Annotated in this window: 19 protein-coding genes; 16 read left to right on the forward strand and 3 right to left on the reverse strand. The window is 69.1% G+C overall.

The features are described from left to right. Positions 1–33: 33 nt before the first annotated feature. A complete protein-coding gene (locus AW271_RS11625; RefSeq protein WP_062335782.1) occupies positions 34–1,491 on the reverse strand; it encodes a glycosyltransferase family 2 protein in 1,458 nt (485 codons plus the stop codon). Positions 1,492–1,709: 218 nt separating this feature from the next. On the opposite strand from AW271_RS11625, the gene thrC reads away from it, so the two are divergent. The 5 genes from thrC (at position 1,710) to AW271_RS11650 (ending at position 8,336) form a co-directional block, all read left to right on the forward strand. Then, positions 1,710–2,753 carry a threonine synthase gene (gene thrC / locus AW271_RS11630; protein ID WP_062335784.1) on the forward strand — a complete coding sequence of 348 codons (1,044 nt, stop codon included), beginning with the start codon at positions 1,710–1,712 and terminating at the stop codon, positions 2,751–2,753. Further along, positions 2,722–3,654, forward strand: coding sequence for a homoserine kinase (gene thrB, locus AW271_RS11635; protein WP_062335786.1), 933 nt, complete (start codon positions 2,722–2,724; stop codon positions 3,652–3,654). Before thrC ends, thrB begins: the two co-directional genes overlap by 32 nt. A gap of 398 nt (positions 3,655–4,052) precedes the next feature. Beyond that, positions 4,053–6,011, forward strand: a complete 1,959-nt coding sequence (gene rho, locus AW271_RS11640) for a transcription termination factor Rho (protein WP_062335788.1) — start codon at positions 4,053–4,055, stop codon at positions 6,009–6,011. Between the two features lie 392 nt (positions 6,012–6,403). Beyond that, a complete protein-coding gene (locus AW271_RS11645) occupies positions 6,404–7,687 on the forward strand; it encodes a sensor histidine kinase (RefSeq protein ID WP_062335790.1) in 1,284 nt (427 codons plus the stop codon). Between the two features lie 4 nt (positions 7,688–7,691). Continuing rightward, positions 7,692–8,336: a response regulator transcription factor gene (locus tag AW271_RS11650; RefSeq protein ID WP_062335792.1), complete on the forward strand. Its 645-nt coding sequence runs from the start codon at positions 7,692–7,694 to the stop codon at positions 8,334–8,336. A 915-nt stretch (positions 8,337–9,251) separates the two neighbouring features. Here the strand turns inward: AW271_RS11650 and AW271_RS11655 are convergent. Beyond that, positions 9,252–10,346, reverse strand: a complete 1,095-nt coding sequence (locus AW271_RS11655) for a hypothetical protein (RefSeq protein ID WP_062335795.1) — start codon at positions 10,344–10,346, stop codon at positions 9,252–9,254. A gap of 139 nt (positions 10,347–10,485) precedes the next feature. Next, entirely contained in the window at positions 10,486–11,595 is a 1,110-nt protein-coding gene (locus tag AW271_RS11660) for a hypothetical protein (protein WP_157554031.1), read from the reverse strand. A gap of 315 nt (positions 11,596–11,910) precedes the next feature. On the opposite strand from AW271_RS11660, the gene rpmE reads away from it, so the two are divergent. The 11 genes from rpmE to atpE all read left to right on the forward strand — a co-directional run bounded on the left by rpmE (position 11,911) and on the right by atpE (position 21,173). Next, complete coding sequence (gene rpmE, locus AW271_RS11665) at positions 11,911–12,129, forward strand: 50S ribosomal protein L31 (protein ID WP_062335800.1); 219 nt, start codon at positions 11,911–11,913, stop codon at positions 12,127–12,129. A gap of 111 nt (positions 12,130–12,240) precedes the next feature. Then, a complete protein-coding gene (prfA, locus tag AW271_RS11670; protein ID WP_062335802.1) occupies positions 12,241–13,290 on the forward strand; it encodes a peptide chain release factor 1 in 1,050 nt (349 codons plus the stop codon). 4 nt (positions 13,291–13,294) lie between these two features. Then, a complete protein-coding gene (gene prmC / locus AW271_RS11675; RefSeq protein WP_062335804.1) occupies positions 13,295–14,149 on the forward strand; it encodes a peptide chain release factor N(5)-glutamine methyltransferase in 855 nt (284 codons plus the stop codon). 13 nt (positions 14,150–14,162) lie between these two features. Beyond that, the gene (locus tag AW271_RS11680; RefSeq protein WP_062335806.1) at positions 14,163–14,810 is read left to right on the forward strand and encodes an L-threonylcarbamoyladenylate synthase; all 648 of its coding nucleotides are present in this window, start codon (positions 14,163–14,165) and stop codon (positions 14,808–14,810) included. Between the two features lie 87 nt (positions 14,811–14,897). After that, a complete protein-coding gene (locus tag AW271_RS11685; protein ID WP_157554032.1) occupies positions 14,898–17,570 on the forward strand; it encodes a hypothetical protein in 2,673 nt (890 codons plus the stop codon). Between the two features lie 9 nt (positions 17,571–17,579). Next, on the forward strand, positions 17,580–17,966 hold the full coding sequence (locus tag AW271_RS11690) for a hypothetical protein (RefSeq protein WP_062335810.1): 387 nt from the start codon (positions 17,580–17,582) through the stop codon (positions 17,964–17,966). Positions 17,967–18,048: 82 nt separating this feature from the next. Beyond that, on the forward strand, positions 18,049–19,212 hold the full coding sequence (locus AW271_RS11695; protein ID WP_062335812.1) for a glycosyltransferase family 4 protein: 1,164 nt from the start codon (positions 18,049–18,051) through the stop codon (positions 19,210–19,212). Positions 19,213–19,331: 119 nt separating this feature from the next. Beyond that, positions 19,332–19,751: a Cg1360 family ATP-synthase-associated protein gene (locus AW271_RS11700; protein WP_062335814.1), complete on the forward strand. Its 420-nt coding sequence runs from the start codon at positions 19,332–19,334 to the stop codon at positions 19,749–19,751. Positions 19,752–19,802: 51 nt separating this feature from the next. Then, a complete protein-coding gene (locus AW271_RS11705; RefSeq protein WP_051759411.1) occupies positions 19,803–20,018 on the forward strand; it encodes a hypothetical protein in 216 nt (71 codons plus the stop codon). 61 nt (positions 20,019–20,079) lie between these two features. Then, entirely contained in the window at positions 20,080–20,874 is a 795-nt protein-coding gene (atpB, locus tag AW271_RS11710) for a F0F1 ATP synthase subunit A (protein WP_062335816.1), read from the forward strand. A 68-nt stretch (positions 20,875–20,942) separates the two neighbouring features. Next, on the forward strand, positions 20,943–21,173 hold the full coding sequence (gene atpE, locus AW271_RS11715; RefSeq protein WP_062335818.1) for an ATP synthase F0 subunit C: 231 nt from the start codon (positions 20,943–20,945) through the stop codon (positions 21,171–21,173). The last annotated feature ends 8 nt before the right edge of the window (positions 21,174–21,181 follow it).

A 21,181-nucleotide genomic window follows, 5' to 3' on the forward strand; every position in this document is an offset into this window, starting at 1 on the left:
GGAATACTGAAATTTTGCCGTCGAATCGACATGTCATGACGTCAAACGGCGAAACAACCCTAGCCCTCGACGCTTCTCCTCAGGCACGTCGGAGCCGGGATCCGGGCCCGGCCAGAACAGCCCGGGGGAGGCCCGCCTGACCCCGTGTGTCTGGCGGATGACGTCGTGTGGACTTTCGCCCCGGCCGGCCAGCAACAGGGCGCGGGAAACCGCCTCGGTGCGTTCCATGACGGCCTCGGTCCCGGCCGGCGATTCGGTCACCAGCACGCCCAGCCGACCGTCAGTCATCGTCCGTGTCATGCGTTCGAGGGTCTCGGCGGCCAGCGGCGCGTGCACCGATCCCCGGTAGCGGAACGGGACGGGGAAGGCCGTCGCCGGGGCCTGGTCGGCCAGCTGGACCCGGGGGTCGCCGCGCATGCTCTCGCTGATCAGGCGCAGCTCGAACTCCTGGCCCGCCATGGCCTCGCCGCGCCCCCTTTTGACCGACGACCACGGGGCGGTGAGCAGCACCCGCACGTCGGTGATCGACCCGGTCAGCGCCGACTCGACGGCGTCGCGCACCTCCCGCTCGCTCGCCTTCGCCACGTCGAACACCACCTCTATGTACGGCGTGTGCCACGTACGCCCCCGCTGTTTGCGCAGGTCCCGGCGGAGCGGGATGCGCTGGGCGTGGTAGGGCTCCACGGCCTTCACGGTGGCCGCCCGGTTGCGCTTCTGGGCCGGCACCCCCATGTGGATCGCCCGCGCCGACAGGTCGGGCACGAACACCGCGCCGCCCTGGGCCAGCCGGTAGGCGAACTCGGTGTCCTCGCCCCGGTGCACCTCGGCGTCGAGGCCCCCGACCGCCTTCAGCAGGGAACGGTGCAACGACAGGGTCGGGCCGGTCACCACGTGGTAGGGGTTGCGGCTCTTCTTCATGCCGTCGAGCCGCAGGATGGTGCGCTCGGTGCTGCTCGGCGTCGCCGCCGACAGGTCGATCAGCTCGCCGAGCCGGTCGTTCGCCACGGCGTCGACGATCTGCTCGGGGGTGAGCGCGGGCGGCTCGACGAAGACCTTGGCGCCGATCGTGACCAGATAGTCGGTGAGGTGGTGCCAGCGCAGCAGCCGTTCGAGGTGGTCGCGGTAGACGACCATGTCGGCGTCGAGCCGCTGGACGACCGTGCCCTCGGTCGCGGCGACGCCGGCGTTCAGCGCGAAGGCGGGCCCCCAGCCGCCGGGCCCCGAGCGGATCACCCGCGTGTTCTCCGGCCTGATCCTCGGCAGCCGCAGCGGCGGCAGGCTGCCGTCGTCGACCACGACGACCTCGGTCAGATGGGCGGGATAGGTCTGCGCCGACAGGGCGGCCAGGGTGAGGTCGACGAGCGACTGGTTGCCGTGGGCGGGGATGACCACGCTGACCGGCAGGCGCGGCGTCCAGTGACCGGGCTCCGGCGGCGACAGCGGCGAGTAGTCGTTGTGGCGGATCCGGGGCCGGGCGGCGGTGCCCGTCACGATGCCTTCTCCTTCACACGATCGCCGGTCTTCTGCGGAACGGTGATCGACAATAGTCAACCTCCCTGGCAGATTCCTGAGAGCGTAATAGGCGGACAAAAAGGGCGTGCTACCCCGCATTCGGCGGTTCGTCCCATCTGGCGGACGCCGAATCCCGGATCTCGAACGTTTGCCCGTAGACTCGGTGCCCGATAACGCAGGTGACATGGAGGATCCGCATGTCCAGGGTTTGGCGTGGACTCATCGAGGAATACCGCGACCGGCTTCCCGTGAGCGCGACGACGCCCGTGGTCACCCTTCTCGAAGGTGGCACCCCGCTTGTTCCGGCGCCGAAGGTCTCCGCGCTGGTCGGCTGCGACGTGTTCCTCAAGGTCGAGGGCCTCAATCCGACGGGCAGCTTCAAAGACCGCGGCATGACCGTGGCCATCAGCAAGGCCGTCGAAGAGGGCGCCCAGGCCGTCATCTGCGCCTCGACCGGCAACACCTCGGCCTCGGCGGCGGCCTACGCCGTGCGCGCCGGGCTGACCTGCGCCGTGCTCGTGCCGCGCGGCAAGATCGCGATGGGCAAGCTGGCCCAGGCGCTCGTCCACGGCGCGAAGCTGCTCCAGGTCGAGGGGTCCTTCGACGACTGCCTCGAGATGACCAAGAAGCTCGCCGAGAACTACCCGATCGCGCTGGTCAACTCGGTCAACCCGCACCGCCTCCAGGGCCAGAAGACCGCCGCCTTCGAGATCGTCGACGCCCTGGGCTCCGCGCCCGACGTCCACTGCATCCCGGTCGGCAACGCGGGCAACATCTCCGCCTACTGGATGGGCTACCAGGAATACGCCGCCAAGCCGCCGAAGATGTTCGGCTTCCAGGCCAGCGGCTCCGCGCCGATCGTCAACGGCGCCCCGGTCACCCACCCCCACACCATCGCCACCGCGATCCGCATCGGCAACCCCGCGTCGTGGAAGCTCGCCGAGGCGGCCCGCGACGAGTCGGGCGGCGTCATCCAGGCGGTCACCGACCGCCAGATCGCCGCCGCCTACAAGCTGCTGGCCCAGGGCGAGGGCGTGTTCGTCGAGCTCGCCTCGGCCGCCAGCGTCGCCGGCCTGCTCCAGGCCCACGAGCAGGGCCTGCTCCAGCCGGGCCAGCGGGTGGTCTGCACGGTCACCGGCAACGGCCTCAAAGACCCTGACTGGGCGATCTCGGGCGCCCCGGCCCCCGTGACCATCCCGATCGACGCTTATGCGGCGGCGGCCGCACTCGAACTCGCCTGACCTGCGGGAGCACCCTTTGACCGTTCTGGTGCGCACACCGGCGACCAGCGCCAACCTCGGCCCCGGATTCGACACCCTGGGCCTGGCCCTCGACCTCCACGACGAGGTGACGGCCTCGATCGGCGGTCACCAGACGGTCGTCGAGGTCGACGGGGCGGGCGCCGGCGAGGTCGACACCGGCGAGGGGCATCTGATCGTGCGGACCATGCGCCGCACCTTCGACGAGATGGGCGTCGCGCAGCCCGAGGGCATCCGGCTGACCTGCGTCAACCGGATCCCCCACGCGCGCGGCCTGGGCTCGTCGTCGGCCGCGATCGTGGCCGGCATCCTGGCCGCGCGGGCCCTGTCGGGGGCCGCCTTCGACGACGACAAGGCGCTGGCCCTGGCGACGGCCATCGAGGGCCACCCCGACAACGTCGCGCCCTGCCTGCGCGGCGGGCTCACCATCTCGTGGGACTCCGGCGTGTGCCGGCTGCTGCCCCACGCCGACATCCGGCCGGTGGTCCTGATACCCCCGTTCCGGTTGTCCACAGAAGAGGCGCGGGGGTTGCTCCCCGGGTCGGTGCCCCATTCCGACGCCGCCGCGAACGCGGGCCGGGCCGCGCTGCTGGTCGCCGCGCTGACCGGAAGGCCGGAGACCTCGGTGCTGCTGGCCGCGACGGAAGATCGTCTCCACCAGCGGTACCGCGCGCCCGCCATGCCGCAGACCGCCGATCTGGTAGAACGTCTGCGGTCCAAGGGGGTGCCCGCGGTCGTTTCGGGAGCGGGCCCCACGGTTCTTGCGTTTTCCACGCCGGATACGCAGGATTTGATCGAGCCCGAAGTGGGTATCGACTGGCAAATCCAGCCACTGAACGTCGACCCTTCCGGTGCGACCGTTCAGTTTCCCGAGACACGCTGATGCCTCTTCGACCTTCAGGGAATAGCTGTGTGCGCCGGTGATGTTAGGCTGATAGCCGCACCAGGTGCCCCCGTGTTGGGTGCGTGCTTGTCATTCGTACATCGCGGTTCCTCGCACAGCCGAAGCCGCCGTGGCGATTTCCCTGAACCCACCTCCTCCATCCGCCGACGCGGCAGGGGGCGGCGTGTTCGGAGACATGCGCGTTCGAGCCACCTCGACATCTGGTCGGTCGTGGCATCCCAGGGGGTCTCCCCTGGAAGCCTGCCGCTCGTGATTCTCGGCACCCGGCTCGACCGCACGAGATCCACGAAGCCCGACCCGGTCTGTCCCGCCGGGTCGCATAACCGGGACGGCGGAATCAGACAGTCCGGCGCCCGACCCCTGGGAAGGACCCTTAGTTGAGCGACACCACCGAACTCCTCGCCGACGCACCCGTCGGCGACGCCCCCACGACCGCGCGCCGTCGCCGCTCCGGCACCGGCCTGTCGGCCATGGTGCTCCCCGAACTGCAGGCGATGGCCTCCGGTCTCGGCATCAGCGGCACCGGCCGGATGCGGAAGAGCCAGCTCATCGCGGCCATCCAGGAGAAGCAGGGGGCGGCGGCGCAGCCCGCCGCGGAGAGCAAGCCCGAGCCCAAGAGCGAGCCCAAGGCGGAAGCCGCCCCGGCTGAGCGGCCCACCAGAGCCCGCCGGGAACGTTCCTCCGCCCGCGCCGCCGCCGCGGCGCCCGCCGAGGCCCCGGCCGAGGCTCCCGCAGAGCGTGTCGAGTCCGCCCCGCCGGCAACCCTCGAGCCTACGGTGCAGACGACCCCGACCGTCGTGGAGCAGTCCGAGGCCCCGGCCGAAGGCCGTGAGCAGCGCGGCGACCGCCGCGAGCGCCGCGGCCGCGGTGAGCGTGGCGAGCGCGGCGAGCGCCGTGAGCGCGGCGACCGTCAAGACCGCGGCGACCGTCCCGACAACCGCCAGGACCGTCAGGACCGCGGCGACCGCAACGAGCGTGGCGACCGTGGGGGCCGCAACGACCGCCAGGACAACCGCCAGGACCGTCAGGACCGCCAGCAGGACAGCCGTCCCGACAACCAGGGCCAGAACCAGGGCGGTCCCGGCCAGGGCGGCCCGCAGGACGACGACCCGCGCGGCCGTCGTGGCCGCTTCCGCGAGCGCAACCGCCGCGGCCGCGACCGTTTCGGCGACGCCAACGAGCCCGTGGTCAGCGACGACGACGTCCTGATCCCGATCGCCGGCATCCTCGACATCCTCGACAACTACGCGTTCGTCCGCACCAGCGGCTACCTGCCCGGCGCCAACGACGTCTACGTCTCGCTGGCCCAGATCCGCCGCAACGGCCTGCGCAAGGGCGACGTCATCACCGGCGCCGTCCGCCAGCCGCGCGACGGCGAGCGCCGCGAGAAGTTCAACGCGCTGGTCCGCCTCGACACCGTCAACGGCATGGAGCCCGACCAGGCCCGCCAGCGCCCCGACTTCAACAAGCTCACCCCCCTCTACCCGCAGGAGCGCCTGCGGCTGGAGACCGAGCCCAACATCATGACCACGCGGATCATCGACCTGGTCAGCCCGATCGGCAAGGGCCAGCGCGGCCTCATCGTGTCGCCGCCCAAGGCCGGCAAGACGATGGTCCTCCAGGCCATCGCCAACGCGATCACCCGCAACAACCCCGAGTGCCACCTGATGGTCGTCCTGGTCGACGAGCGTCCGGAAGAGGTCACCGACATGCAGCGGTCGGTCAAGGGCGAGGTCATCCACTCGACCTTCGACCGTCCGGCCGAAGACCACACCACCGTCGCCGAGCTGGCCATCGAGCGCGCCAAGCGCCTCGTGGAGCTGGGCCACGACGTGGTCGTCCTGCTCGACTCGATCACCCGCCTGGGCCGCGCCTACAACCTGGCCGCCCCCGCGTCGGGCCGCATCCTGTCGGGTGGTGTCGACTCCACGGCCCTCTACCCGCCCAAGCGCTTCTTCGGCGCCGCCCGCAACATCGAGAACGGCGGCTCGCTGACGATCCTGGCGACGGCCCTGGTCGAGACCGGCTCGAAGATGGACGAGGTCATCTTCGAGGAGTTCAAGGGCACCGGCAACATGGAGCTCAAGCTCAACCGCTCCCTGGCCGACAAGCGCATCTTCCCCGCGGTCGACGTCGACGCGTCCGGCACCCGCAAGGAAGAGATCCTCATGGGCAAGGACGAACTCCAGGTCATCTGGAAGCTGCGCCGCGTGCTCCACGCACTCGACATGCAGCAGGCCCTGGAGCTCCTCCTGGAGAAGATGAAGGAGACCAAGAGCAACGTCGAGTTCCTGATGCAGGTCCAGAAGACCACCGTCAGCAACGACCGCGACTAGCACGTGATCTGAGCGGCGATCCTCGCGATCGCCGGGCGAAAGACCCCGGACGCCGTCCGGGGTCTTTTTCCGTTACGGCTCCCGCCTACATCGGCCCCGACCCCTGCTTCCGCCCCCCGCCGTATCCGGCGCCAACCGGCCGCGCCCGGCCCACGCCGCAACGGATCAGCAATTTCTGTCGGCCACCTGCTCCCGGAAGTCCTGCTCGGTTACGGTGTTCCGGCCGGTGTCCATGAAGACAGCGCTGTGCGCCCCCGCCCGGCGGACAAACGATCGCCGGCCACCCCGAGCCGACAGGCCGGGGAGACGACATCTACGGGCAAACCGGGGGGTTACCCCCACCCCGTCCGCTCCATACCCCCGCCACCCTGCCCTTTGGCATCCTCGAACCCATGGAGCGAAGGTTGCGGGACAGGGTCCCCTTCGGCCCGTGGGGCCCGCTGGGCATCGCGGTCGACCCGGTCACGTGGAAGGCGGCGCCCTACTTCATCGTCGCCCCCGCCCTCGGCACCGCCTGTTTCGTCGGCCTGGGCCTGGCGCTGCCGCTCTCGCTGGTCCTGGTCCTGATCTGGGTCGGTTTGCCCATGCTGGCGGTGCTGATCCTGCTCTGGCGGGCCGTCGCGTTCGCGGAGCGCCGGCTGGTGCGCTGGACGCTCGGCGTCGATGTCCCCGACCCCTACCGTCCCCGCCCCGACGGCGGCCTCTACGCCCACCTGAGGTGGCTGTTCGTCGACCCGGCCACCTGGAAGGACCTCGGCTACGTCCTGCTGCTCTGTCCCCTGGGCCTGCTGGAGTTCTTCGTCGTGTTCGGCCTGTGGTCGCTGGGCCTGGAACTCCTGGCCCTCCCGCTCCCGCTGGTGCTGACCGACCGCACGATGACGGCCTGGTTCGTCGAGGTCTCCACAGTCCCGGAGGCCGTGCTGGTCATGCTGGTCGGCGTGGTCTCCCTGGTCGCGTCCCTCTACGCCCTCAGGGCCGCCGCACTGGCCCACGGCTGGGTGGCGAGGGCGCTCCTGGGCACCGACGACCGCACGTGGCTGCTGGCCCGCAACGAGGACCTGAGGGCCAGCCGGGCCAGGGGCGTCAACGCCGCCGAGGCCGAACGCCGCCGCATCGAACGCGACCTCCACGACGGCGCCCAGCAGCGCCTCCTGGCGGTCGCCCTCGACCTGGGACGCGCCCAGGCCAAATTCGACGACGACCCCCAGCAGGCCAGGATCCTGGTCGAAAGCGCCGCAGCAGGGGCCAAGGCCGCGATAGCCGAGCTCAGAGACCTGGCCCGGGGCATCTACCCGGCGATCCTCACCGACCGGGGCCTCGACGCCGCCCTCTCGTCCCTGGCCGCCCGCGCCCCCGTGCGGGTCGAGGTGACCGTCGAGATCGCCGACCGCCCCCCGGCGGCCGTCGAGAGCATCGCCTACTTCGTCGTGGCCGAGGCCCTCACCAACATGGCCAAGTACTCCGAAGCCACCGAAGCCGGCGTGAGGGTGAGCAGAGCCGCCGACAGGGTCGTCGTCGAGATCGCCGACAACGGCGTCGGGGGAGCCGTCGTCCGACCGGGCGGGGGCCTCCACGGCCTGGCCGACCGGGCGGCCACCATCGACGGCGTCCTGACCGTCGACAGCCCGCCCGGCGGTCCCACGCTCATCAGGGCCGAGCTGCCCTGCGTATGGTGACGGCATGCGTGTCGTGATCGCCGAAGACTCGGTGCTGCTGCGCGAGGGCCTGTCCCGGCTGCTGGCCGACGGCGGAATCGAGACCGTCGCCGCGGTGGGCGACGGCCCCTCGCTGGTCGAAGCGGTCGACGTACACAACCCAGATTTGGCCGTCGTCGACGTGCGCATGCCCCCATCGCACACCGACGAGGGCCTGCGTGCCGCCCTGGAGATCAGGTCCCGCCGCCCGGGCTTCCCGATCCTGGTCCTGTCGCAGTACGTGGAGGAGCGCTACGCCACCGACCTGCTGGGCGCCGGCGCCCAGGCGGTCGGCTACCTGCTGAAGGAGCGCGTGGCCGAAGTGACCGAGTTCCTCGACGCGGTCCGCCGCGTCGCCTCCGGAGGCGCGGTGATCGACCCCGACGTGGTCGTGCAACTCCTGGGCCGCCGCCGGCTCCCGCACGAACGCCTGACCGCCCGCGAGACCGACGTCCTGGCCCTGATGGCCGAAGGCCGCTCCAACAGCGCCATCGCGGCGCGGCTGGTCGTCTCGGAGGGCGCCGTCGAGAAGCACATTTCGAGCATTTTCCTGAAGCTGGCCCTCGACCCGGCGCCCGACGACCACCGGCGCGTTCTCGCGGTTCTGGCCTATCTCGGGCATCGGCCCTGAAAATTCTTTCTTTCCGTTACGGCTCCGCCCACCCAGGCGCCGCCCGCCGTCCATGGCGCGGCCCGCACCCGGCGCCACCCGGCCGCGCGGAGTCCGCCCCGAAACGACGGGGAAGTTTGGCGCGAAACGGCAATACGGTCGGGCGTGGCTGAAGAAGCCCGGAACTGAGCCTCGACACAGGCGTATTCCAGTGCGGCGACCGAGATGGTTCACCGCGAACAAGTGTGGCGGACACGCACCGAGAAGCCCGGAGCTCCTGTGGCAGATGCGATCATGTGCGGCGACCGAGACGGTTCACCGCGAATAACTGTGGCGGGCACGGGTCGTGAGGCGAGTTGCCCGGAGTTCCTGTGGCAGAAGCGATCATGTGCGGCGACCCATCCGGAGCAGCTGTGGCGGGCACGGGCCATGCGCGCGACCCGCTGGGAATCTCTGCGATGGACCGGATCATGCGCGGCGACCCACCCGGTGCAGCTGTGGCGGGCACGGGCCGTGCGCGCGGCTCGCTGGGAATCTCTGCGGTGGACCGGATGATCTGCGGCGACTTGGGTGACCCGCTTGGAGTCTCCGCAGCGGACATGGTCATGCCCCGCCGCTGAGGCAGCCATCCCGTAGTTTCTGCGACACGGCCGTGTGCGACCGCTGAGGCGGCTCGCCCGAGCCCGCCCACCCGGGAGCCCGGCCAGCGTCGCACGCAGGACCGACGTTTCCAGCGCCGCACAACCAGCTCTGTGGAAACCGTTCGGCGCCGCCTCAGGCGCCACGCCACCCCACCGCACGGTCGCAGCCCCCCGCTGCTCCAGCACACCTCGCGTCTCGCCTGCCGGCGTGACCCGTCGAACCTCGGACACGGCGAAGGGGCGCCCCTTCCGGGACGCCCCTCCGTGTGCAGTCTCAGGTGCGGCTAGGACGACGTCAGCGGACGTCGACCAGCTTGTACGGCGACAGCGACGAGTTGGTCGCGCTGGTGCTGGTCGCCTGGAGACGCCAGTAGCCGTCGTACTTGGGCTTGACGGTCTTGCTGTACTTGCCCGTCGAGTTGGCGCCCACGTAGCCGACGAACTTCCAGGTCTTGGTGCCCTTCTTCTTGAAGTAGAGCTTGAGGATCTTCTTGGACCACGCGCCCCACTTGCTGGTGCCGCGGTAGACCTTGCCGTAGATCTTGACCGACTTGCCCTTCTTCACCTTCGAGGGCGAGACGGCGATCGTGATCTTCGACTTGGCCTTGGCGGCCTTGGTGAAGCCGTCGACCGAGAAGCCCTTGACGAAGCTGTAGCTCTTCGAGCCACGGGTCACGTTGACCTTGAGCTGCCAGCTGCCGGTCGGCGCCTGGTCGTCGAACGAGGCCGAGCCGTGGTAGCTGTCGTCGGCCTCGAGGCCGCTGTTCAGCGAGTAGTAGTCGCCCGAGGAGGCGTGCTCGAAGCGGACGCCGGTGACCTTCTCGTCGCCGTACTTCTCAAGCTTGAAGTTGGCGAAGACGTCGACCTCGTCGCCCTTCTTCAGCTTGACCGGGTCGGGGTCGACGTTCGCGGAGGTCACCCGGGTCGCCGTGGCGATGGTGATCTCGTTCCAGCCCAGGTAGGTGGGAGCGGTGGTGACGCCGTTCTCGGTGTAGCCGAGGCGGTACTTCCACTTGCCCGGCTTGTCGGACGACGAGACCGGGATGGAGGCGGCGACCTCAAGGGTGGTGGCCGGAGCGGGCGTGGCGTTGACGACCGGGATGTCGGCGGCGGTGCCCGCGTGGGCGTTGGCGTCGGTCTCGTCCGTCTTGAGGAACTGGACGTGCACCTTGCCCGGCTTGTCAGCGCCCTTCGCGTAGGGGTTGCTCACCTTCACCTTGAAGGGAATCTTGTCGCTGCCCGACGGGGGGATGAACAAGTCGGTGAGACCGATGCCGGCCGGGTCGACCGATCCGTCGGCCGCGAAAGCGGGCGTCGCGACGATCCCGCCGGTGGCGAAGAGCACCGCCCCCGTGGCGGCCGCAACCATGAGCCGCAGGCTCTTGCGCATGTAAGGCCCCTTACATGAGTGATTATTGGGAGAAATGTAGCTTGTGAGAATAACGTGACATGGGCCCACGTGTGCACACGTGGGCCCATTCGTCACCTATACGGCTTGCGTCAGGGGTTGGTGGCGCGAGCCGTACAGATCAGCGAACGTCGACGAGCTTGTACGGCGAGTACGAGGACTTCGTCGCGGACGTGGCGGTCGCCGCCATCCGGAAGTAGCCGTCGTACTTGGGCTTGATCGTCTTGCTGTACTTCCCGGAGTTGTTGGCACCGACGTAGCCGACGAACTTCCAGCTCTTGGTGCCCTTCTTCTTGAAGTAGAGCTTGAGGACCTTCTTCTTCCAGACGCCCCACGACTTAACGCCGCGGTAGACCTTGCCGTAGATCTTGATCGACTTGCCCTTCTTCACCTTGGTGGGTGCGATGGACATGGTGATCTTCGACTTGGCCTTCGCCGCCGGAGCGGAGGTCTTGCTGACGGTGAAGCCCTTGGTGAAGGCGTAGGTCTTCGTGCCGCGCGTGATCGTGAACTTGATCTGCCAGGCGCCGGCCGGAGCGTCGGTGCCCATGGTCACGAAGTTGTAGTAGCTCTTGTCGTCACCCTCGAGCGAGGTGCCGAGCGTGTAGTACTCGCCGCTCGACGGGTGCAGCGCGCGGACCTGCTTGAGCGTCTCGCCGCCGAACTTCTCGATCGTCGCGCTGAAGCCGACGTCGGTCGCGCCCTTGAGCACGACGGGGTTCGGGTCGATCCGCACGTTCGACACCCGGGTGGCCGGGGTGACCGTGAAGGTCTTCACGTCCTGCCAGGTGTCCGGCGCGGCCGTCGCGGTGGGAGAAGGCGACGGAGACGCCGTCGTCGGGGCTGCGATCGGCTCCGCCGAGATCTGCAGCCTCCAGCGGTCACCGGGCTTGTCGTTGTTCTGCACGGTGAAGTTGCCGGAGATCTTCGAGGTGGCGCCCGGCTGGGCGGTGACCTTGGCGAGCTGGGTGACCGTGGCGGTCCGCCAGTTCACCGTGACGCCCGCGCCGGGGTTGTAATCGGGAGTGACTCGCGCCCAGATCTTGTACTTGGGAGACCAGGAGTCGCCGAACTTCCCGTGATAGGCGTCTGCCACATCGAACGAGAACGACATGATGTCCTGGGAGACCGGCGGGATGAACGTGTCGTTGACGACGGCGTTCGACACCGTGACGGTCGCAGCTGAAGCGGGGGAAGCGGTGATGGCCACACCGCTGGCGAAGATTGCCACCCCGCTGGCGCCTGCAATGAGCAGTCGCAGGCCTTTCCTCATCGAATCCCCTAACTAAGGTAATTTTGAGGGAAAAGCTCGGGTTTGAGCAGGGCGAGCCTAGTGGGGCCCCTGTGACCAGTCCACATGCGCGGTGACCTTCTCACGGACTTCCCAGGCATCGTTCAGCGACGGCCCCGGGAATGCGCGATGGCCTGGGAGGGTTCTCCGATCTGGCACACTGGTAGCCGAACCGTTGCGGTTCCGGTTCCCGCCCCCCTGGTCTCCAGGCTGACTGAGGCGATCCGGCGACCGCGCCCCGGAGAGGAAAAAGGTATGAAGGCCGACATCCACCCCACGTACGTCGTCACCAATGTGACGTGTTCGTGCGGTAACACGTTCACCACGCGCAGCACCGCCAAGAACGGCACGATCCACGCCGACGTCTGCTCCGCGTGCCACCCGTTCTACACGGGCAAGCAGAAGATCCTCGACACGGGCGGCCGCGTGGCGCGCTTCGAGGCCCGGTTCGGCAAGAAGGCCGCGGGCAAGTAGCTCCTTCCCAGACGCCGGCTCGGAACCGTCCTCCTCACGCAGGGGGCGCGCCCGGGTCGGCGTTCGTGGTGAAAGGGCCTACTCGATTCGACCAGCAGGAGGGGACGCGCGGTGAACCTCGACGAGCTCATCAGCGAATACGCCGATCTCGAGCTGAAGCTCGCTGACCCGGCCGTGCACGCCGACCAGGCGAAGGCCAGGCAGTTCGGGAAGCGTTACGCCCAGCTCACGCCGATCATCGGCACCTACCGCGAGCTCGGCCAGGTGCGCGACGACATCAAGGCGGCCCGCGAACTCGCCGGCGAAGACCCCTCGTTCGCCGAGGAGGCGGCCGAGCTGGAGGCCCGCGTCCCCGCGCTGGAGGAGCGGCTGCGCCACCTGCTGGTGCCCCGCGACCCCAACGACGACAAAGACATCATCATGGAGATCAAGGCCGGCGAAGGCGGCCAGGAGTCCATGTTGTTCGCCGGCGACCTGCTGCGCATGTATCTCCGGTACGCCGAGCGCATCGGCTACAAGACCGAGATCATCGACGCCCAGCACTCTGATCTCGGCGGCTACAAAGACGTCACCGTCGCCATCAAGGGGCGCGAAGGCGCCTGGGGGCGGCTCAAGTTCGAGGGCGGCGTCCACCGCGTGCAGCGGGTGCCCGCGACCGAGTCGCAGGGACGCATCCACACCTCCGCCGCCGGGGTGCTCGTCTACCCCGAGGCCGAGGAGGTCGACGTCCAGATCGACCCCAACGACCTGCGGATCGACGTCTACCGCTCCAGCGGTCCCGGCGGCCAGAGCGTCAACACCACCGACTCCGCGGTGCGCATCACCCACCTCCCGACCGGCGTCGTGGTGTCGTGCCAGAACGAGAAGAGCCAGCTCCAGAACAAGGAGTCGGCGATGCGCATCCTCCGGGCCCGGCTGCAGGCCATCGCCGAGGAGGAGGCCAACGCAGCCGCGATGGCCGAGCGCAAGTCGCAGGTCCGCACCGTGGACCGGTCCGAACGGGTGCGCACCTACAACTACCCGGAGAACCGCATCTCCGACCACCGGGTCGGGTTCAAGGCCTACAACCTCGACCAGGTGCTCGACGGCGACCTCGACGCGGTGATCCAGGCCCTGCTCGACGCCGAGCTCGCGGAGAAGCTCGCCGCCGCCGCCACCTGAGCCCATGACCTTCCTCCTGGACGAGATAGCGCTGGCCACCGCCCGGCTCGCCGAGGCAGGTGTGCCGTCGCCGCGCGCCGACGCCGAGGAGATCGCGGCGTTCGTCCACGGCGTGACCCGCGGCACCCTCCACACGGTGAAGGACTCGGAGTTCGACGCCCTCTTCTGGGAGGGCGTCTCCCGGCGCGAGTCGCGCGAGCCGCTGCAGCACATCACCGGCCGCGCCTACTTCCGCTACCTGTCGCTCGAGGTCGGCCCCGGGGTGTTCATCCCCCGGCCCGAGACCGAGGTCGTCGTCCAGTGGGCGATCGACCGCCTCAACGAGATGGACGTCGCCTCGCCGATCGTCGTCGACCTCGGCACCGGCTCGGGCGCGATCGCGTTGTCGATCGCCCAGGAGGTCGCGCTCGCGCAGGTCCACGCCGTGGAGATCGACCCGGCCGCCTACCGCTGGGCCAAGCGCAACATCCTCGAACACGGCCAGGGCCGGACGTCGCTCCACCCGGAGGACCTCACCGACTGCCTGCCCGAGCTCGAAGGCCAGGTCGACCTGGTCATCAGCAACCCGCCCTACATCCCGCCGGGGGCGGTGCCCCGCGACCCCGAGGTGCGCGACTACGATCCTGGCCGTGCCCTCTACGGTTCGGGCGACGACGGCCTGGGCGAGGTCCGGGCGGTCGAGGCCACGGCCCGCCGGCTCCTGCGGCCGGGCGGCCTGGTCGCGGTGGAACACGCCGACGAGCAGGGCAACGCGGTCTACTGGCTGTTCCCCGAGGGCAACGGCTGGCGCGACGCCCGCCTGCGGCAGGATCTGACCGGCCGCGACCGCTTCGTGACGGCCAAGTTCGGCCTGGAGTGACAAGGGAGATCACATGACCCGCCGATACCTCTGTTCCAACCCCGGCGAGCGCGAGTCGGGCCTCATCGACGCCGCGTCGGTCATCAGAGCCGGCGACCTGATCGTCCTCCCGACCGACACCGTCTACGGCATCGGCGCCGACGCGTTCACGCCCTCGGCCGTCCGGGCCCTGCTGACCGCGAAGGGCCGCGGCCCCGACATGCCGGTGCCCGTTCTGGTCGGCACGGTCAGGGCCGCCGGCGCGCTGGTGGAGTCGCTCGGCACCCACGGGCAGGACCTGATCGACGCCTTCTGGCCGGGCCCGCTGACCCTCGTCTTCAAGGCCAACCGCTCGCTCAAGTGGGACCTCGGCGAGACCAAGGGCACCGTGGCCATCCGCATGCCGCTCCACCAGGTGGCCCTCGACCTGCTCAAGGAGACCGGCCCGATGGCCGTCTCCAGCGCCAACCGCTCGGGCAACCCGCCCGCCACCACGGCGGCCGACGCCGAGGAGCAGCTCGGCCAGTCGGTGGCGGTCTACCTCGACGCCGGACCGTGCACCGACAACACCCCGTCGACCATCCTCGACCTGACCACCTCGGTGCCCCGGGTGCTGCGCAAGGGCGGCGTCCCGGTCGACAAGATCCGGGGCGTCGTGGGGTACCTCGCGACCGAGGAGTAGATCCATACCGTCTGGCTATCGCACCGGGTCACCGGGGGCGTGGCGGCCTAGCGTGAGTCGAGGTTTTCGACCCCGGGAGGCTGGCGCATGCCCAAGATCGATGGGATGGACCCCAAACTGGTCCGCGATCTCCTGGCCGAGCTGCGAAGCGCGGCCAAGGAGATGGAGACCATCGAGGCCAAGGCGACCACCACGGTCCGCAACGCGGGCGTGCCCGCCGCGGTGACCTACCGGCCGTCGGCGGTCGCCGACGCCATCGCCGAGATGGACAAGGACGTCACCGCCCGTCTGGCCCTCCTGGAGAAGCGCGAACGCGAACCCGGCACCCGGCCGAACCCGACGACCTCCGGTGACGCCAACCCGGCCCCCAAACCGACCGCGGGCGACTCGGAACCACCACCGAAGAAACCGGCCGGCGAAACGGAACCCCCCAAGAAGGGCGACACCGAGTCGACCGCTCCGAACCGGAACGACGACTCGAACCCGCCGCCGAAGAAGAGCGACGGGGAGACCGAGCCTCCGAAGAAGGGCGACACCGAGTCGACCGCCCCCAACAGGAGCGACGATTCGAACCCGCCGCCGAAGAAGAGCGACGGGGAGACCGAGCCTCCGAAGAAGGGCGACACCGAGTCGACCGCCCCCGGCAGGAGCGACGATTCGAACCCGCCGCCCAAGAAGAGCGACGGCGAGACCCACCCCCCGATCGACACCCCGAAGAAAGACCATCCCGACGACATCGACCAGACCAAGGGCCGGGTCGAGCTCGACGTCGACGGGACGAAGGTGGTGTCCTACCCGCTCAACCAGGACCTCGACGTGGTCCGCCCGATCGACGACTCCGCCCAGCCCCCCAAGGGCCCCCAGCCCGACGGCAAACCGGGCTACGTCGAACCGCTGGAGCCGACGGTCAAACACCCGGCCCCCCAGCCCGGCCTCGACCCGGGCGACCCCATGGGCCCCTACGTGGGCACGGCGGCCGACAACGTCACCGAGGACCCCTTCCTCAAGAACAACCCCGCCGCCGCCCCGCCCGCCCCCGAGAAGGGCCTCGCTCCCGGCGACCCGATGGGCGCGTACGTGGGCACGGCGGCCGACAACGTGACCGAAGACCCTTATCTGAAGAACAACCCGGTCACCCAGCCGGCGCCGCAACCGGGTCTCGCCCCTGGCGACCCGATGGGCGCCTACGTCGGCACGGCCGCCGACAACGTGACCGAAGACCCCTATCTAAAGAACAACCCGGTCACCCAGCCTCCGCCGCAGCCGGGCCTGGCTCCGGGCGATCCCAACGGCGCGTATGTGGGCACCGCCGCCGACAACGTGACGGAGGACCCGTTCCTGGCCTCCGCGCCGCAGTTGCCCGCGGACACGACGCTGCTGGTGAACGGCGACCCCGTCGACCCGAAGGCCCTGGCCGCCGCCCAGCCCGGCGACGTGTTGTCCGCCCCGGCGAACCCGATCTCCGACCAGGCCCTCGGGTCGCTCCTCCAGAACGACTCGCAGATCGGCCCGCAGGGCATGCCCACGGTCACCGACGGAAGCGGTTCGCCAGGGGGCGCGGACGGCGGCGGCTCCCAGCAGCCGTCCGCCGGAGGAAACTCGGGCAACTCCCACAGCAGCGCGTTCACCGGCGCCGGGAGCGCAGCCGACGCCGCCCCCCAGCAGACCGGCGGCACGAACACACCCGCCGGAGGGAACGACGGCCAGTGCGGCCCGAAGGGCGACGGTTCGCCCTCCGGCCAGCAGGGCTCCACCGCCGGTCAGGCAGGGCTGACGACCGGCCCGACCATGGCCCACTACGGCCCGGCGGGCCTCACCGCCGACGGCCAGTACGGTGCCGGAACCCAGCCGGGGCTCGCCGATCAGGCCGGCTCCACAGGTCACGCCGGGCCCTCAGGTCATGCCGGGCCTTCAGGTCAGTCCGGATACGCGGGCCAGTTCTGGCCCGCCGACCAGGCTGGTTCGACGGGACAGGCCGGGCCCTCGGACCAATCCGGATACGCAAGCCAGTCCGGCCCCGCCGATCAGGCCGGGTCCGCAGGCCAGGCCGAATCCTCGGGCCAGGCCGGTGCGGAGATCGATCCCAAGAAGCTCGCCGCCGAGCAGCCCGGCGACGTCCTCTCCGCCCCCGCCAACCCGATCTCCGATCAAGCCCTCGGCGCGCTGCTGAACATCGACTCGCAGATCGGTCCGCAGGAGATGCCGTCCATGACCGACGGCGGCTCGGGTGCGGAGGGCGGGCCCGCTCAGGGCCCCTCGGGAAATGGTTCAGACCATTCCGCGTCAGGCCCCGCCTCGCAGGCACAGACGTCGAGCGGCGACCTCGATCCCAGGAGGTTGGCCGCCGAACAGCCCGGCGACGTCCTGTCCGCACCGGCCAACCCCCTGTCTGACCAGGCACTGGGCGCCCTGCTCGGGTTCGACGACCAGATCGGCCCGCAGGAGAACCCGTCCATGGCCGCCGCGGGGTCCGGCTCGGAGGGCGGTCCCGCCCAGGGCCCGGCGCAGAACGGTGGTCCAGACCAATCCGACCCCCGGAAGCTGGCCGCCGAGCAGGCCGGCGACGTCCTGTCCGCCCCGGCGAAACCGGTCTCAGATGAGGCGATTCTCGCTCTCATGGACGTCCACGCACAGATCGAGCCGGTCGACATGCCGAGTGTCTCCGTGCCGGCAGGGGAGTGGGGCACGGGCGCGTGGGTGCCCGAGGACATCGAGCCCGACGGCCCCGCCGGTTCCGTCGCTCCCGGTCAGCACGCGTAAGGAGATCCGATGAGTTATCTCGACCCGCCCGCGCCCCGGCCGTTGCAGCCGGGGGAGACCCCGCCCGCCGCGAACGGGAACGACCTGCTGATCCCGGGCGGCCAGGCGACGACCTGGGTGTTCAACCCCGAATACCAGCGTCTGGTCGACCTGTGGTTCCAGGTCATGCCGCTGATGGAGAAGATCTCGACGCTGCTCGACCGGCCGTACACGCTGGCACGCAGCACCGACACGTGGAACGCCGACGTCGCGAAACGGTACGTCCAGCAGATCTCCGAGTGGCGCACCCGCCTGGGGCTCTACCGCCAGGCCGTGCTCACGTCGATCAGCGACGAGGCCGCCGACACCCCCCGATGGGTGCCGAGCAAGGCCGGCGCGCCGCACGCCTACTCGTAAAGCTGCGCTAGCGTCGTCGTAAAGAGATGGTGTGTGTACTTCGCCCGTCTCAACTGGTCCGTTGATCCGGGAAACTGGTGCCGTGCGCGAATACTTCTTCGTGGGCCTTGTCACTGCCGTTGTCACCTACCTGCTGGTGCCTCCGGTCCGGGCCTTCGCGCTGCGCATCGGCGCCGCTCCCGAGGTCAGGGAGCGCGATGTGCACAAGGTGCCGACGCCCCGGCTGGGCGGCCTGGCCATGTTCGGCGGCATGGCCGCCGGGCTGCTGGCCGCCTCCCACCTGCCGTGGGTGGGCAGCGCCCTCAATCTCGAACAATCGGGTCAGACCACGCCCGCGCTGCTCGCCGCCGGCGGGCTGATCGTGGTGACCGGCTTCCTCGACGACTGGCTGGGCATGGACGCCCTGGTCAAGCTGGGCGGCCAGGTCGCGGCGGGTGGTCTGCTGGTCTACTACGGCGTGTCGCTGCGGTCGCTGCCGCTGCCCGAGAGCATGGGCGGCAACGTCTTCCTCGACACGAACCTCCAGGCCGTGATGACGATCCTGGTCGTGGTGGTGGCCATCAACGCGGTCAACTTCGTCGACGGGCTCGACGGCCTGGCGGCCGGCATCGTCGGCATCGCGGCCATGGCCACTCTGGTCTACTCCATGGTGTTGTCGCAGGACCAGCAGCAGACCCGCATCAACCTGACCGCCGTGGTCGCGGCCCTGCTGGTCGGCATGTGCCTGGGGTTCCTGCCCCACAACTTCAACCCGGCGAAGATCTTCATGGGCGACACCGGCTCGATGCTGATCGGGCTGGTCCTGGCCACCTCGCTGGTGACCATCACGTCGTCGGTGCCGACGACCGCGCTCGACGTCAACCGGTTCGCGCTGGTGTTGCCGCTGCTGCCGCTGGCGGTGGTCGTGTTGCCGCTGACCGACCTGATCATGGCCGTCATCCGGCGGACGAGTGAAGGTCTGTCGCCGTTCGCGCCCGACCGGGGGCACCTGCACCACCGGCTGCTCGACATCGGCCACTCCCACCGGCGGAGCGTCCTGATCATGTACGCGTGGACGTTCATCTTCGCGTTCACGATCGTGGGCCTGTCGCTCGAAGGGGTGCCGCTGATCCTGTTCCCGCTGATCAGCGTGGTGGCGGTGGCGGTGCTGGTGGTGTTGTCGAGGCCGAAGGGGCGCAAGGGCGCCCACGCCGCCGACCGGGCGGAGAACCCGCCGGCGAGTCATCACCGAGCGACAACCGGGTGAATTCGCCGCGAAAAGCCAGGTAAAGCCCGTGACGCGGAGCTTGTGATAGCTTTCACTAACAGCAACCCATAGCCTGGGCGAAGCAAACGCTCGGTTGACAACATGTTCTGGAGTCGTCCATGCAGGCCAACGACGTGCGCGTTCTCAAGGGCGCCGCCGTGCCAACGGTGGCGGTCGGGGTCATAGCGGTCATCGTGTCGGCGATCTTCGCCGGTTTCACGGGCGCGCTCGGCGCCGTCATCGCGCTGGGCCTGGTGGCCGCCTTCTTCACGATCGGGCTCATCGTGGTCACCTGGGCGGGCCGGATCTCGCCGATGGCCATGTTCGCCTCGGCGGTTTTGAGCTATCTCGTCAAGGTGATCGCTATCATGATCACCCTTAGGGCATTCGAGACGACCACCGTCTTCAACCCCAAAGCGTTCGCTTGGAGTGTGATCGTCCTCACCGTCGTGTGGACCTTCGGCGAGATGCGCGGCTTCATGAAGCTGAAGCTCCTGTACGTCGAACCAGACTCCAAAGTTCCCGGTCAGGGGAACTGATGGGGTCCGATATGACTAGTCCTTGCGGTGCCTGCTATCGTCGTGCCCGCGATGAGCGAGAAGCAGCGCAGGCCCGAGGACGACGGCCGCGACTTCGCCGACGCCGCCTGGTCAGTACCCAGCTATCTGCTGTCGGGAATGCTGCTTTGGGGTGGCCTCGGCTGGTTGCTGAGCCATTGGACGGGCGTGCACGCGTTCATCCCCATAGGTGTGGTTATCGGGGTCGGGCTGGCGTGCTGGCTGGTCTACCTCAAGCACGGCCGCTGAACGCGCCCGCACAAGCTCTGATTCTTCCAATGATGGTCCACGACGTTGAAGGGAACGCCGCGTGACTACGCTGACGCTCCTCGCCGCTGACGGAGAATTCCAGGCTCCCGGGCCGGAGATCTTCGATTTCCCTCCGCTTTACTCCGGGGCGCCCGTCTGGCTCAACAAGCCGGTCCTCCTCGCGGTAATCGGTGCCCTGATCATCTGCGTGCTCGCCTGGACCGCTTTCGCCAAGCCGAAGCTGGTGCCGCGCGGCATCCAGAACATCGGTGAATACGGCTACACGTTCGTGCGCGACCAGTGCGCCCGCCCGTTCCTGGGCAAGGACGCCGAGCGCTGGATGCCGCTGCTCCTCTCGCTGTTCCTGCTGATCCTGCTGTGGAACTTCTTCGGTGTGATCCCGGTGCTGCAGATTCCGGTGAACTCACACATCGCCTATCCGATCATCTTCGCGGTGACGATCTACGTCATCAAGATCTACCTGGGCATCAAGCACCAGGGCGGTCTCGGATACTTCAAGAACATGATGTTCCCGCCCGGCCTGCCGAAGGGCGTCTACGTCCTGATGGCGCCGCTGGAGCTGATCTCGAACCTGGTTCTCGCGCCGTTCACCCACGCGGTCCGACTGTTCGCGAACATGTTCGCCGGCCACCTCATCCTGGCCTTCTTCGCCAGTGTCGGCTTCCACTTCCTCTTCGAGCAGCTCACCCCGCTTGGTGCGCCGCTCGGTTTGGTCGGCTTCCTCATGACGACGCTGATGACCGGCTTCGAGATCTTCATCCAGTTCCTGCAGGCGTTCCTCTTCACCATGCTGGCCGCGATGTACATCGGCGGCTCGCTGCACGCGGACCACTGAACCACCCACTGACGTGACCAGACCGGTGAGCAGGAAAGCTCACCGGCCGACCAGTAAAGGAAACCGCAATGAGCGTTCTCGCTGAAGTCACCGGCAACATCGGCGCGATCGGTTACGGCCTCGCGGCGATCGGCCCCGGTGTCGGCGTGGGCATCATCTTCGGCCAGGGTGTGCAGGCCATCGCCCGCCAGCCCGAGGCCTACGGCCTCATCCGTCAGAACATGCTGCTCGGCTTCGTTCTGACCGAGGCTCTCGCCCTGATCGGTCTCGTCGCGCCGTTCATCTACCCGACCTCCTGACGCGTTAT

Origin of the sequence: Herbidospora sakaeratensis, assembly GCF_001570525.1 — a bacterium.
GTDB classification, from domain to species: domain Bacteria; phylum Actinomycetota; class Actinomycetes; order Streptosporangiales; family Streptosporangiaceae; genus Herbidospora; species Herbidospora sakaeratensis.